This window comes from Piscinibacter lacus, from assembly GCF_016735685.1.
Classification (GTDB): domain Bacteria; phylum Pseudomonadota; class Gammaproteobacteria; order Burkholderiales; family Burkholderiaceae_C; genus Aquariibacter; species Aquariibacter lacus.
This window is the reverse complement of the sequence record NZ_JAERRA010000002.1, coordinates 359,916-373,488: the sequence shown is the minus strand read 5'-3', so window position 1 is coordinate 373,488 and position 13,573 is coordinate 359,916. Positions and strand designations below refer to the sequence as shown.

Genomic DNA, 13,573 nt, shown 5'->3' with positions numbered 1-13,573 from the left:
CATGAGCCTGTCCGCCCCACCGTCCGCCGCCTCGCAGCCCGCTGCGGAGCGAGCCGCCGAAGGCATGCCGGCCCGCCAGCGGCGCAAGGCCGCCCGCCCGCAGGAGCTGCTCGACGCCGCCCTGGCGCTCTTTGTCGAGAAGGGCTTCGCTGCCACCCGCACCGAGGAAGTGGCCGAGCGCGCCGGCGTGTCCAAGGGCACGCTCTACCTCTACTACCCCAGCAAGGAAGACCTGCTCAAGGCCGTGATCGCGCAGAACATCTCGCGCGAAATCGCCGAAAGCATGGACCGCGTGCTGCGCTTCGAGGGCAGCAGCGCCGAGCTGCTGCGCCTGATGCTGCGCGAGTGGTGGGCCAATGCCGGCGAGGCAAGCTGCGGCGGCATCTGCCGGTTGATGATGTCCGAGGCGGGCAACTTCCCCGAGCTCGCCAGCTTCTACGAGGCCGAGGTGATCCAGCCGGCCCGCAGCCTATGGCGCGCGGTGCTGGAGCGCGGCATGGCCCGGGGCGAGTTCCGCCCCATGCCGGTCGAAAGCACGATCGCCGCCCTGATGGCCCCCATGCTTTTCCTCGTGATGCAGCGCCACACCGCGACAAGCTGCCCGCAGCTCGGCTCGCCGGTCGATCCGGCCGAGGTGGTCGAGCGCGTCGCCGAGCTGATGCTCGACGGCCTGTGCCGGCCCGCCGCCGCCCCGTCCGACGCCGATCGGCGGCCCGCGTGAGCGCCGCGCCCCGCTGCCGCGCCGCCCTGCGGCGCCCCGGCCTGCGGCTGGCCGCCAGCCTGGCCCTGGGCCTGCTGCTTGCCGCCTGCAAGCCCGCGACCCCGTCGGGCACGGCGGCGACCGCGGCCTCCGCCCCCGCGGCGGCCGTGCTGCGCTTGCAGCCCGGTGACTGGGTCGAGGCCAGGCCGCGCGAGCTGGTGCGCAGCCTCGACGTGTCCGGCCCGTTGCAAGCCGTCGACACCGCCTTGGTCAAGGCCCGCCTGGCCGGCGAGCTGCTGCGCCTGGACGTGCGCGAAGGCGACACCGTCCGCGCCGGCCAGGTGATCGGCCGCATCGACGAGCGCGACAGCCGCCTGCGCCTGCGCCAGGCCGAGGAGCAGGCCGGCCAGGCCGCCGCCCAGCTCCAGATCGCCGAGACCGCGCTGGAGAGCAACCGCGCCCTGGTCGGCCAGGGCTTCATTTCGCGCAATGCGCTCGACACCTCGGTCGCCAATGCCGCCGCGGCCCGCGCCGCGCTGCAGGCCGCCCAGGCGGCTGCCGACCTGTCGCGCCGCCAGCTTGAGGATGCGCTGCTGCGCGCGCCCATCGGCGGCCAGGTCTCGCAGCGCTTGGCCCAGCCCGGCGAGCGCCTGGCGCTGGATGCCCGGGTGGTCGAGATCGTCGATCTGCGCCGCATCGAGGCCGTGGTTGCCGTGCCGCCCCAGGCCCTGTCCGAACTGAAGCTCGGCGCCCCGGCGCTCCTGCAGGTCGAAGGTTTGGCGCAGAAGCTGCCGGCGCGGCTGGTCCGCCTCAACCCGGCGGCCGACCCGGCCACCCGCTCGGCCATTGCCTACCTGGCGCTGGAGCCGCATCCGGCGCTGCGTCACGGACTCTTCGTCAGCGGCCAGATCGAGCTGGCCCGCGAGACGGCCTTCGCCCTGCCGCTGTCGGCGCTGCGCAGCGACCGCAGCCCGCCGCGCGTGCTGTGGATCGACGGCGACCGCCTGGTCGAGGCCAGCGTCAAGACCGGCCGGCGCGGCCAGGAAGGCGCCGCCGGCGGCGAAGCCCTGGTCGAGATCGTCGAAGGCCTGCCGCCCGCGCCCGTCGGCGCGCCGCTGCGCGTGCTGGCCGGCAGCGTGGGCGGGGTGCGTGGCGGCACGACAGTGCGCTTCGAGACGCCGGCCGCGGCTGCCGCCCCGGCCGCATCCTCAACCGGAGCGCGCTGAGCATGTGGTTCACCCGCGTCTCCATCGCCAACCCGGTCCTTGCGACCATGGTGATGCTGGCGCTGGTGGTGCTGGGCCTGTTCGGGCTGCAACGCCTGAAGGTCGACCAGTTCCCGGACATCGAATTTCCGGTGGTCGTCGTGCAGATCGCCTACCCCGGCGCCTCGCCCGAGATCGTCGAGGCCGAGGTGACCGAGAAGGTCGAGGAGGCGGTCAACACCCTGGCCGGCATCAAGCAGCTCAGCTCGCGGTCCTACGAGGGCCAGTCCATCGTCGTGATCCAGTTCACCCTGGACACCGAGAGCCGCCGCGCCGCCGAGGATGTGCGCGAGAAGGTGGCCGCGCTGCGCCCGGTGCTGCGCGAGGAGGTCGAGGAGCCGCGGGTCATCCGCTTCGACCCGGCCAGCCGGCCCATCTACACCGTGGCGCTGAGTGCGCCCGGCGGCCAGCACGACCCGGTCGCGCTCAGCGACTATGCCGACCAGGTGCTCAAGAAGCGGCTGGAGAACGTGCGCGGCGTCGGCTCGGTCAGCCTGGTGGGCGCGGTGCGGCGCGAGATCCAGGTGCGCCTGGACCCCGAGGCCCTGGCCGCCCATGGCCTGACGCCGGAGGCCGTGCGCCAGGCCCTGCGCACCGAGAACCGCGAGCTGCCGGCCGGCGCCCTGCGCTCGGCCAGCCGCGAGGACCTGGTGCAGATCCAGGGCCGGGTCGAGCGGCCCGAGCAGTTGCGCGAGATCGTCGTCGCCCAGCGCGGTGCCCAGGCCCTGCGCCTGGGCCAGGTGGCCGAGGTGGTCGACGGGCCGCAGGAGACCGAGAGCATCGCCCGCTACAACGGCGTGCGCACCCTGGCGCTGGAGGTGCTGAAGTCGCAGGACGTGAACACCGTCGAGGTGGTCGACGGCCTCGACCGCAGCCTGGCCGCCCTGCGCGCCGAGCTGCCGCCGGGCATGACGGTGGAGGTGGTGCGCGACGGCGCCCGGCCCATCCGCGTGGCGGTGAAGAACGTGCGCCAGACCCTGATCGAGGGCGCGCTGCTGACGGTGGCCATCGTCTTCCTCTTCCTCAATTCCTGGCGCTCGACCGTCATCACCGGCCTGACCCTGCCGATCGCGCTGATCGGAAGCTTCGCCTTCATGCAGGCCATGGGCTTCTCGATCAACATGCTGACGCTGATGGCCCTGAGCCTGTGCGTGGGCCTGCTGATCGACGATGCCATCGTCGTGCGCGAGAACATCGTGCGCCATGTGCAGATGGGCAAGTCGCCCCGCCAGGCGGCGCTGGACGGCACCGAGGAGATCGGCCTGGCCGTGTTGGCGACGACGCTGTCCATCGTTGCCGTCTTCCTGCCCGTGGGCTTCATGGGCGGCATCATCGGCAAGTTCTTCCACGAGTTCGGCCTGACCCTGGTGGTGGCGGTGCTGATCTCGATGTTCGTGAGCTTCACCCTCGACCCCATGCTGTCGAGCGTCTGGCACGACCCGGCGATCGACCGCCGCGGCACGGCCGCGGCCGCGGCGCGCGGCGGCTGGCTGCGGCGCGGCCTGCATGGCCTGAGCGGGCGCATCGAGCGCGGCCTGCAAGCCAGCGCCCGGGGCTACGAGCGCCTGCTGGCCCGCGCCCTGCGCCACAAGCGCCTGACCCTGCTGCTGGCCCTGGCCAGCATGGTGCTGGCCGTGCTGCTGGCCGGCCGGCTGGGCACGGAATTCGTGCCGCGCGCCGATTTCGGCGAAACCTATGTCAGCTTCAACACCCCGCCGGGCACCGCGCTGGCGCTGACCGAGCAGCGCACCGAGGCGGTCGAAGCCGTGCTGCGCAGCTTCCCCGAGGTGCGCCAGACCCTGGCGACGATCAACAGCGGCCAGGCCCAGGGCAGCCACCAGGTCACGGTGCTGGTGCGGCTGAGCGATCGACGCAGCCGCAGCCGCAGCGCCGACCAGCTCGCCGGCCCGATCCGCGCCCGGCTGGCCGAGGTGGCGGGCATCACCGTCACCCAGGTCGGCCTGCTCGATGCGGTGGGCGGCGCCAAGCCGATCTCGCTCTCGCTGCAGTCCGACGACCTGGACCTGCTGCGCCGCGTGAACCCGCAGTTGCTGGAGGCCATGGCCCGCATCCCGGGCGTGGTCGATCTCGACAGCAGCCTCAAGACCGAGCGGCCCACCGTCGACGTGCGGGTGCGGCGTGATGTGGCCGCCGCGCTCGGCCTGTCGGTCGGCCAGCTCACCGACAGCCTGCGCCTGCTGGTGGCCGGCGAGATCGTCGGCGACTGGCGGGCGCGCGATGGCCAGAGCTACGACGTGCGCCTGCGCCTGGCGTCCGAGGCGCGCGACAGCCTGGAGGACCTGGGCCGCATCCGCCTCGTCGTCGGCAGCGAGGCCGACGGCAGCCCGCGCCTGGTGCGGCTCGACCAGGTGGCCGAGCTGCGCCCCGGCCTGGGCCCCACCCAGATCAACCGCCGCGACCTGAACCGCGAGCTGGAGATCACCGCCAACGTGGCCGGCCGGGCGCTGGGCGAGGTCTCGGCCGACATCCGCCAGCTCATGGCCGGGCTGGACCTGCCGCCCGGCGCGCGCTGGCGCTTCGGCGGGGCCACGCAGGACATGCAGGAGAGCTTCGGCTATGCCATCGGCGCGCTGCTGCTGGCGGTGATCTTCATCTACATGATCCTGGCCTCGCAGTTCCGCAGCTTCCTGCAGCCGCTGGCGCTGATGAGCTCGCTGCCGCTGACGCTGATCGGCGTGGTCGGGGCGCTGCTGCTCTTCAACTCGACGATGAACATGTTCTCGGTCATCGGCATCGTCATGCTGATGGGCCTGGTGACGAAGAACGCCATCCTGCTGGTTGACTTCGCCAACCGCGCCCGCCGCGGCGAGGTGGCGGCCGAGGGCGAGCCCGCCCGGCCGCTGGACCGCGAAGCCGCCCTGCTGCTGGCCGCCCGGGTGCGGCTGCGGCCCATCCTGATGACCACGCTGGCGATGATCTTCGGCATGCTGCCCCTGGCCTTTGCGCTCAGCGAGGGCGCCGAGCAGCGCGCGCCCATGGGCCAGGCGGTGATCGGCGGCGTCATCACCTCCTCGCTGCTGACCCTGGTGGTGGTGCCGGTGGTCTATGTCTACCTCGACCGCCTGGGCGAATGCCTGGCCCGTCGCCTGCGCCGCCCGGCGCCCGATGCGGCCTGAGACCCCCGCGCCAGCGCCCCGGGAAAGCCCGCTCCTAGAATCCCGCAACTCTTGGTTCGCCCCTTCCACCATGAATGTCGAACACGCCCGCTTCAACATGATCGAGCAGCAGATCCGGCCCTGGGATGTGCTGGACAGCTCGGTGCTCGGCCTGCTGGCCGTGGTCAAGCGCGAGGATTTCGTTCCGCACGAGCACCGCGGCCTGGCCTTCATGGACCTGGAAGTGCCGCTGCCCGAGGGCCAGTCCATGCTGGCGCCCAAGGTCGAGGCCCGCCTGCTTCAGGCCCTGAACCTGGGCAAGCACGAGCGGGTGCTGGAGATCGGCGCCGGCTCGGGCCACATGGCTGCGCTGCTGGCGCACAAGGCCCAGTTGGTGCTGAGCCTGGAGATCCGCCCGGCCCTGGCCGAGCGGGCCCGAATGAACCTTCAGCGCGCGGCCGTGCTCCATGCCGAGGTGCGCTGCGCCGATGGCTCGCAGGGCGTGCCCGGCGAGAGCTTCGACGCCATCGTGCTCTCGGGCTCGGTGGCCGAGCTGCCGGCGGCCCTGCTGGCCTCGCTGCGCATCGGCGGCCGGCTGGTGGCCATCGTCGGCACGCAGCCGGTGATGCGCGCCCTGCTGGTCACCCGCCGCGGTCCCGAGGCCTACGACCGCGAGGAGATCTTCGACACCGTGGCGCCGCGGCTGGTGGGCTTTCCCGAACCGTCGGCCTTCCGTTTCTGAACCCGGCAGCGGCCGCCCCGCGGCGCTGCCTCTTGCCGATCCCCAAGGACCCGAGCCGATGCCCTTCCCGATGCCCACGATCTCCGGTGCGCGCAAGCGTCTGTCCTGCGGCCGGATCGGGATCGGCGGGCTGCTGTGGCTGGGCCTGCTTGCGAATGCCCCGGCCCAGAGCCTGCAAGAGCTGCATGCCGTCGCCCAGGCCTATGACGCCCGCACCCTGGCCGCCCGCGCCAGCGCCGAGGCCGCCCGCCACCGCCTCGACCAGGCCAGCGCGCTGCGCCGGCCCAGCGCCGCGGTGTCGGCCTCGATCAACCGCAGCGCCACCGACGCGCCGGGCCGTGACGAGACCATCTACAACACCCGGCCCAATGCCCAGCTCAGCGCCACCCAGCCGCTGATCAACCCGGCCAGCACGGTGCAGATCGAGCAGGCGCAGCGCAATCTGCTGGTCGCCCAGACCCAGCTCGAAGATGCCGAGCAGGACCTGATCCTGCGCCTGTCCGACGCCTACTTCGCGGTGCTGGCCGCGCAGGACACGCTGACCACCGCCCGCCAGAACGAGGCGGCGATCGGCGAGCAACTGGCCTCCGCGCAGCGCAATTTCGAGGTCGGCACGGCCACCATCACCGACACCCGCGAGGCGCAGTCCCGCCGCGACCTGGCCATCGCCCAGCGGCTGGCGGCCGAGAACACCCTGCGCACGGCGCAGATCGCGCTGGACCAGCTCGTCGGCCGCGAGGGGGTGCAGCCCCGCCCGCTGCAGCAGCCGGCACGCCTGCCTTCGCTCAAGCCGGGCGAGGTGGAGCAATGGGCTGCGCGCAGCGAATCCTCGCCCGCGGTGCGGCGCGCCCGGCTGGCGCTGGAGGTGGCCGAGCTGGAAACCCGGCTCGCCCGCAGCGGCGTGCAGCCCACGCTGGACCTGATCGGCAGCTACGGCAAATCGCGCAACACCGGTACGGCTGCGGGCACCTTCGGCGTGGGCACCACCACCACGGCCAGCGTGGGCTTGCAGTTCAACTGGCCGGTGTTCACTGGCGGCCGGGTCGATGCGCGGGTGCGCGAGACGGTCTCGCTCAGCGAGCGCACCCGGCAGGAGCTTGAGGACGTCCGCCGCAACCTGGCCCAGACCACGCGGCAGGCCTATTTCACCCTGCTGTCGGCCGAGGCCCAGGTCAGCGCGCTGGAGGCGGCCGAGGCCTCCAGCCGCCTGGCGCTGGAGGCCACGCAGGTGGGCTACCGGGTCGGGGTGCGCGTCAACCTTGACGTGCTCAATGCGCAGACCCAGCTCTACACCACCCAGGCCAACCTGGCCCGGGCGCGTTACGACGTGTTGCTGGGCCAGTTGCGCCTGCGCCAGGCGGCCGGCGCCCTGGGCGCGGACGACCTGGGCGAGATCGCCAAGCGCTTGCAGCCCTGAACCCGCGCGGGCGCTGCGCGCGGCCCCGGGGCGGGAAGCTGCCACCGGCGGGCTGGCCGACCCTGCACGCCCGAAGCCCACCCGTGCAGCCTGACCCTGGCCTTGCAAACCAGACCGGCGTTAACCCTCGGGGGTCGCCGGGAACCCGCATGCCAAGATATATCAATGTCGGCTGATCTATCGTCTGGAGCTTGTTTCATGCCCCTTGCCATCCCCACCCATCCCCTGCGTTCGCTGCTTGCCGCGGCCGCACTCGGTGTCTTCACCCTCGGCAGCGCCCAGGCCCAGTCCGCCGAGTCGGCGCGGCTGCACCTGCGCAGCCTGGCTGCCACCTGCGCCAACTGCCATGGCACCGACGGCCGTGCCGTGTCGGGCGAATCGATGGTCAACCTGGCCGGCCTCGGCAAGACCTACATCGTCGAGCAGCTCACGGCCTTCCGCGACGGCAAGCGCCCCGCGACCGTGATGCACCAGTTGACCAAGGGCTACACCGACGCCCAGATCGACGCAGTGGCCGGCTACTTCGCCGCCCTGCCCACCCAGTGAGCCGGAGGCCTCCCACCATGCAACGTCGTCGTCTTCTCCAAGGTGCTGCGGCCGGTGGCCTGCTCGCCACCCTGATCCCCGGCCTGAGCGGCTGCGCCAGCGTGCCGACCAGCGCCCGCGTGGTCGTCATCGGTGGCGGCTACGGCGGCGCCACCGCTGCCAAGTACGTGCGCCTGCTGTCGAACCAGGGCCTGGAGGTGGTGCTGATCGAGCCGAATGCGGCCTTCGTCAGTTGCCCGATCTCCAACCTCGTCGTCTCCGGCCTCAAGGGCCTGGACGACCTGACCACCGGCTACGGCGCCCTGGGCAAGTCCCATGGCGTGACCGTGGTGCGCGACTACGCCGCCGGCATCGACGCCCAAGCCAAGACCGTGCGCCTGGCCTCGGGCAGCAGCATCCGCTACGACAAGCTGATCCTCTCGCCCGGCATCGACTTGCAGTTCGACAAGATCGAGGGCCTGGCCGCGGCCCAGCAGGCCGGCACCATCCTGCAAGCCTGGAAGGCCGGCCCCGAGACGATGGCGCTGCGCAAGCAGCTCGAAGCCATGCCCGACGGCGGCACCTACGCGATCACCGTGCCCGAGGCCCCCTACCGCTGCCCGCCCGGCCCCTACGAGCGCGCCAGCATGGTCGCGGCCTACTTCAAGCGCGCCAAGCCCAAGAGCAAGGTGCTGATCCTCGATGCCAACCAGGACGTGACCTCCAAGGGCCCGCTGTTCAAGAAGGCCTGGAACGAGCTCTATCCCGGCATGGTCGAGTTCCGCGGCCAGCACAAGGCCGTGGCTGTCGATGCCAAGACCAACACCGTCAAGTTCGACGTGCAGGAAGACGTGAAGGCCGATGTGCTCAACGTGCTGCCGCAGATGCGCGCCGGCAAGATCGCGGTGGACTCCGGCCTGGCCAACAGCAACGGCCGCTGGTGCAATGTGAACTACCAGACCTTCGAGTCGACCGCGGCCAAGGACATCCATGTGCTCGGCGACTCGATCCAGGTCGCTCCGCTGATGCCCAAGAGCGGTCACATGGCCAACAGCCATGCCAAGGTTGCGGCGGCCGCGGTGGTGGCCGAGCTCTCGGGCCTGGAGATCAATCCGGTGCCGATGCTCACCAACACCTGCTACAGCTTCGTCGGCGACAAGGAAGTCATCCACGTCGCCAGCGTGCACCGCTACGAAGCCGCCGAGAAGACCTTCAAGACGGTCGCCGGCTCGGGCGGCGTCTCGGCTGGGCGCAACGAGCTGGAAGCTTCCTACGCCCTGGGCTGGGCGCGCAACATCTGGTCGGACATGCTGGCCTGAAGGTCGCCCGCCGCGCCGGGCGCGGGCCGGGAGGCCTGCGTTCAGCGCGGCGGCAGTTGCGTGTCCTCGCGCGGTTCGCGCACCTCACGCAGTTCGACATCGACGATGTCCTCGGCCGAGGCCGGCCGGCCAAAGCCGCGGCGGAAGGCTGCGCCTGCCCGCTGGCGGTGGGCGGTCCACTGCACCTCCGGCCGCCGGCCGCGCAGCAGGCTCCAGGCGATCACGATCAGCGCGATGCACAGGCCCATGAGCAGCAGGCCCAGGCCGAAGGCCAGGCCCAGAAGCAGGGCGATCACGCGCAAGAGGGTTCGGCCCAGGGCCGCAAGCAGATCCAGCATGGGCTGATTGTCGCGATCTCGCGACCCTTGCGCTGAAGGCGACCGCTAGAGTTGCCGCAGGCCGCGCGCGGCGGCCCATGCCCTGGAGCCTGCCCCATCGTGAAGACCGCCCCCCGCACCCTGCTGCGCCTGCTGCTGACCGGCCTGATCGCGGCCTTGCCGCTCGCGGCCACCGTGGCGATCTTCGCCTGGGCCTGGCGCCTGCTGGTCACCTGGGTCGGGCCGCAGAGCGCGGTCGGTCAGGGCCTGATCCGCCTGGGTTTCGGCGCGGGCGAATCAGAGAAGCTGGGCTACCTGCTCGGCATCGGCCTGGTGCTGCTGGGGCTGCTGGCCCTGGGCCTGCTGACCGAGACCGGCTTGCAGCGCGGCCTGCAACGCGCCGTCGAGGCCCTGGTGCAGCGCATCCCCCTGGTCCGCAATGTCTACGGCCTGATCCAGCGCTTCGTCGGCCTGCTGGCGCAGCGCGAGGGCTCGGGCATGGCCTCGATGAGCGCGGTGTGGTGCCACTTCGGCGGGGCCGAGCGGCCCGGCGTGGCCGTACTGGGCCTGCTGTCGGCGCCCGAAGCCGTGCTGATCGCCGGCCGGCCGCATCTGGCCGTGCTGCTGCCGACCGCGCCGGTGCCGGTGGGCGGCGGCCTGCTCTATGTGCCGGAGGACTGGGTCCGGCCGGCCGAGATCGGCATCGACGCGCTCAGCAGCCTCTATGTGTCGATGGGCGTGACCTCCACCGAGCACCTGCCGCGCGCCCGGCCGGCGCAGGCTGAAGCGGCCGCTGCGGCCCTCGTCGAGCGATGAAGCCAGCGCGGCGCTTGCATGCCGCTACACTGCGTCACTTGTGGTGATGCTTCAAGTTCGTGCTTCGTCGAGGTTGTGCTCCATCCGGTGCGGCTGAAATCCAGTCGACATCGTTCCGGTTCGATCCCCTGCGTGACGTTTCTTGCGTGTCCCTGCAGACGCCAGCCGCTGCGCTGGCGCACGCGCTGCGGCATGTCGCCGCCGCGTTTTCTCTCAAGGAATGTTCATGTCAGTTCAAACCGGTACCGTCAAGTGGTTCAACGACGCCAAGGGCTTTGGCTTCATCGCCCAGGACGGCGGCGGCCCCGACGTTTTCGCCCACTTCCGTGACATCACGGGCAATGGCTTCAAGAGCCTGGCCGAAAACGAGCGCGTCGAGTTCGAAGTCAAGCAAGGCCAGAAGGGCCCGCAAGCCGCGAACATCCGCAAGCTGTGATGCTGTCGGGCGCCTGAGGGCGCCCACTGCTTCCGCATTGCCCACAACGGCCCTTCGGGGCCGTTCTGCATTTCAGGACCGCTTCCGGTCCCGCTGCGGCAGCGGACCGGTCTGCCGAGCGATCGCCATGTCCGACGCCTCCCCGCCGCCCGGTGCCGAGCCGCCTGCCGCGCCGCGCTCCTGCACCCAGCTCTTCCTCGTCTTCACCGGCCTGGCCCTGCAGGGCTTCGGCGGCGTGCTGGCCGTGGCCCAGCGCGAGCTCTGCGAGCGCCGCCGCTGGCTGAGCGCGGCCGAATTCCTGGAGATGCTGGCCTTCGCCCAAGTGCTGCCGGGGCCGAATGTCTGCAACCTCTCGCTGGCCGTCGGGCAGCGCTGGTTCGGCTTGCGCGGCGCGCTCGCGGCCCTGGCCGGCATGCTGGCCCTGCCGCTGCTGCTGGTGCTGGCGGCCACCGCCTGGGTGATCGACCAGGCCGGCGCGGCCTGGCTGCAGGACGCGCTGCGCGGCATGGGCATCGTCGCGGCGGGACTCATCGTCGGCGCCTGCCTGAAGCTCGCCCGGCCGCTGCGCGAGAGCCCCCTCGGCACCCTGGGCGTGGCCGGCCTGGGCGGGGCGACGCTGATCGCCATCGCCCTGCTCAAGCTGCCGCTGGGCGCCGTGCTGGCCGGCCTGGGCCTGCCGGCCTGCCTGTGGGCCCACCGCCGGCTGCGGGCCGGGCGCAAGCCATGAGCCCGGATCTCGACCTGCCGCTGCTGGCCGCGCTGTTCGGCCAGGCGCTGCTGCTTTCGCTGCTGGCCATCGGCGGCGCGATCACCGTCGCGCCCGACCTGCACCGCGTGATGGTCGCGCAGCAGGCCTGGCTGGACGACGCCCAGTTCGGCCATGCCATTGCCATCGCCCAGGCGGCGCCCGGGCCCAACCTGCTCTTCATCCCGGTGCTGGGCTACCAGGTGGCCGGCCTGCCGGGCGCGCTGGCCATGCTGGTCGGCATCCTGATCCCTTCGACCACCCTGGCCCTGGCCGCCCTGCGCCTGGGCCAGACCCACGCCCGCCATCCCGCCCTGCGTGCCTTCAAGGCCGGCATGGCACCGATCACCCTGGGCCTGATGCTGGCCACCGGCTTCGTGCTGGCGCCCTGGGGCTCGGCGCCCGGCCTGCTGCTGGCCGGCGCGGTCGCCCTGCTGGTGTGGCGCACGCGGGTGCACTTGCTGCTGCTGATCGCGGCCGGCGCTCTGCTGGGGGTGCTGGGCTGGGTCTGAGCCGTGCCTTGCGCACAATGCCCGCATGAAGACCGAGCTGCCCCCCATCGTCCACAACCTTGCTGCCTCGCGTTTCGAGGTGCGGGTCGACGGCCTGCTGTCGATCTGCGACTACCGCGTGCAGGGCGGCGTGCTGGTGCTGCCGCACACCGTGGTGCCGCCGGAACTGCAAGGCCGCGGCATCGCGGCCGCGCTGGTCGAGGCGGCCCTGGCCCATGCGCGGGCCCAGGGCCTGCGGGTCGATCCGGTGTGCAGCTATGTGGCCGTCTACCTGCGCCGCCATCCGCAGCATGCGGACCTGCTGCGCGCCTGAGCCGCGCCAGCCTCAGCGCGCCCCGTCCGCCGGCAGGCGGGTGACCAGCACCTGGTCGATCTTGTAGTCGTCCACATCCAGCACCTCGAAGCGGTGGCCGGCCGCCTCGATGCGGTCGGTACGGCGCGGGATGCGGCGCAGCATCACCATCAGGAAGCCGGCCAGGGTGTCGTACTTGCCCTGCTGCGGCAGTTCGTCGAGGTCGAGGGCGCGCAGCACGTCGGGGATGGGCGTGAGGCCGTCGATCAGCCAGGAGCCGTCCTCGCGGCGGCAGATCTGCTCCTCGGCCAGCGGCGTGACGAGGCCGGCCATCACCGTGCTCATCACATCGTTCAGGGTGATGATGCCGACCACCAGGCTGTACTCGTTGAGGATGACGGCGAAGTCCTCGCGGGCGCTGCGGAACTGCTCCAGCACCTCCAGCAGCGTCAGCCGGTCGGGGATGACCAGCACCGGATGCAGGTGGGCGCGGTCGCTCAGCGCGATCGGCTGCTCGGCCAGCTCGCGCAGCAGCAGGTCCTTGGCATCGACATAGCCGACCGGCTTGTCGATGCCGCCGTCGCAGACCAGGTAGGTCGAATGCGGCTCGGCCTCGATGCGCGCACGGATCAGCTCCGGCGGGTCGTCGAGCCGGAAGTGCACGATGTGGTCGCGCGGCGTCATCGCGCTTTCGACCGTGCGGGTGTCCAGCTCGAAGAGGTTGACGATGACCTGCTGCTCCTGGGCATCCACCGTGCCGGCCGCGGCCCCGGCCTCGGTCATCGCCAGGATGTCGGCATGGGTGACGATCTCGTCGCGCTGTGGCGGCAGGCCCAGCAGGCGGAAGATGGCATCGGATGCCCGGTCGAAGGCCCAGACCAGGGGCTTGAACAGGGCCGCCAGGGCCAGCATGGGGCCGACCACATGCACGGCCACCCGCTCGGGCTGGCTCATCGCCAGGCGCTTGGGGAAGAGGTCGGCGAAGAGGATGAAGAGCGCGGTGATCAGCGCGAAGGACAGCAGGAAGCCCAGGGTCTGCGCCCGCTCCTCGCTGCCCGCCAGCGGCCGCAGCAGCTCGGTCAGCGCCGGGCTCAGCGCGCCTTCGCCGACGATGCCGCCCAGGATGGCGACCGCATTCAGGCCGATCTGCACGACGGTGAAGTAGCTGCCCGGCGCATCCTGCACCGCCAGCACGCGGGCGGCGCGTGGCTCGCCCTCGTCGGCCATCTGGCGCAGGCGCAGGCGGCGCGAGGCGGCCACCGCGATCTCGCTGATCGAGAAGAAAGCGCAGGCCGCGATCAGCAGCGCGATCAGGCCAAGGCTGGTGCCCGTATCCATGCGCCTCAGTGTAGGGGCGGCCCGGCGGCGGCC

General features: G+C 71.8%; 14 protein-coding genes. 12 read left to right on the top strand and 2 right to left on the bottom strand.

Going from position 1 to position 13,573, the window contains the following annotated elements; genetic code table 11:
• Window position 1: 1 nt before the first annotated feature.
• The 7 genes from JI742_RS11990 to JI742_RS11960 all read left to right on the top strand — a co-directional run bounded on the left by JI742_RS11990 (window position 2) and on the right by JI742_RS11960 (window position 9,084).
• Window positions 2-721 (top strand): TetR/AcrR family transcriptional regulator, encoded by a 720-nt coding sequence (locus JI742_RS11990; RefSeq protein WP_236677018.1) that lies wholly within the window; start codon window positions 2-4, stop codon window positions 719-721.
• Complete coding sequence (locus JI742_RS11985) at window positions 718-1,926, top strand: efflux RND transporter periplasmic adaptor subunit (protein WP_201827177.1); 1,209 nt, start codon at window positions 718-720, stop codon at window positions 1,924-1,926. The genes JI742_RS11990 and JI742_RS11985 overlap by 4 nt, the downstream gene beginning before the upstream one ends.
• Before the next feature lie 2 nt (window positions 1,927-1,928).
• Window positions 1,929-5,102, top strand: a complete 3,174-nt coding sequence (locus tag JI742_RS11980; protein ID WP_201827175.1) for an efflux RND transporter permease subunit — start codon at window positions 1,929-1,931, stop codon at window positions 5,100-5,102.
• A 70-nt stretch (window positions 5,103-5,172) separates the two neighbouring features.
• Window positions 5,173-5,823, top strand: coding sequence for a protein-L-isoaspartate O-methyltransferase family protein (locus JI742_RS11975; RefSeq protein WP_201827173.1), 651 nt, complete (start codon window positions 5,173-5,175; stop codon window positions 5,821-5,823).
• 58 nt (window positions 5,824-5,881) lie between these two features.
• Window positions 5,882-7,240, top strand: coding sequence for a TolC family outer membrane protein (locus tag JI742_RS11970; RefSeq protein WP_236677017.1), 1,359 nt, complete (start codon window positions 5,882-5,884; stop codon window positions 7,238-7,240).
• 198 nt (window positions 7,241-7,438) lie between these two features.
• The gene (locus tag JI742_RS11965) at window positions 7,439-7,786 is read left to right on the top strand and encodes a c-type cytochrome (RefSeq protein WP_201827169.1); all 348 of its coding nucleotides are present in this window, start codon (window positions 7,439-7,441) and stop codon (window positions 7,784-7,786) included.
• A gap of 17 nt (window positions 7,787-7,803) precedes the next feature.
• Window positions 7,804-9,084 carry an NAD(P)/FAD-dependent oxidoreductase gene (locus tag JI742_RS11960; RefSeq protein ID WP_201827167.1) on the top strand — a complete coding sequence of 427 codons (1,281 nt, stop codon included), beginning with the start codon at window positions 7,804-7,806 and terminating at the stop codon, window positions 9,082-9,084.
• Window positions 9,085-9,125: 41 nt separating this feature from the next.
• On the opposite strand, the gene JI742_RS11955 is transcribed toward JI742_RS11960, so the two are convergent.
• Complete coding sequence (locus JI742_RS11955) at window positions 9,126-9,422, bottom strand: hypothetical protein (protein WP_201827165.1); 297 nt, start codon at window positions 9,420-9,422, stop codon at window positions 9,126-9,128.
• A 99-nt stretch (window positions 9,423-9,521) separates the two neighbouring features.
• Here JI742_RS11955 and JI742_RS11950 point away from each other — a divergent pair, with 99 nt between their 5' ends.
• From JI742_RS11950 to JI742_RS11930, 5 genes are all read left to right on the top strand, one after another.
• Window positions 9,522-10,217 carry a DUF502 domain-containing protein gene (locus JI742_RS11950; protein ID WP_350309675.1) on the top strand — a complete coding sequence of 232 codons (696 nt, stop codon included), beginning with the start codon at window positions 9,522-9,524 and terminating at the stop codon, window positions 10,215-10,217.
• Window positions 10,218-10,443: 226 nt separating this feature from the next.
• Window positions 10,444-10,653, top strand: coding sequence for a cold-shock protein (locus tag JI742_RS11945; protein WP_201827164.1), 210 nt, complete (start codon window positions 10,444-10,446; stop codon window positions 10,651-10,653).
• Window positions 10,654-10,780: 127 nt separating this feature from the next.
• Window positions 10,781-11,380, top strand: a complete 600-nt coding sequence (locus tag JI742_RS11940; protein WP_201827162.1) for a chromate transporter — start codon at window positions 10,781-10,783, stop codon at window positions 11,378-11,380.
• The gene (locus JI742_RS11935; RefSeq protein WP_201827160.1) at window positions 11,377-11,910 is read left to right on the top strand and encodes a chromate transporter; all 534 of its coding nucleotides are present in this window, start codon (window positions 11,377-11,379) and stop codon (window positions 11,908-11,910) included. Before JI742_RS11940 ends, JI742_RS11935 begins: the two co-directional genes overlap by 4 nt.
• Before the next feature lie 25 nt (window positions 11,911-11,935).
• Window positions 11,936-12,223: a GNAT family N-acetyltransferase gene (locus JI742_RS11930; protein WP_201827158.1), complete on the top strand. Its 288-nt coding sequence runs from the start codon at window positions 11,936-11,938 to the stop codon at window positions 12,221-12,223.
• Window positions 12,224-12,235: 12 nt separating this feature from the next.
• Here JI742_RS11930 and paeA read toward each other — a convergent pair whose 3' ends face one another.
• The gene (paeA, locus tag JI742_RS11925) at window positions 12,236-13,540 is read right to left on the bottom strand and encodes a polyamine export protein PaeA (protein ID WP_201827156.1); all 1,305 of its coding nucleotides are present in this window, start codon (window positions 13,538-13,540) and stop codon (window positions 12,236-12,238) included.
• Window positions 13,541-13,573 lie beyond the last annotated feature (33 nt).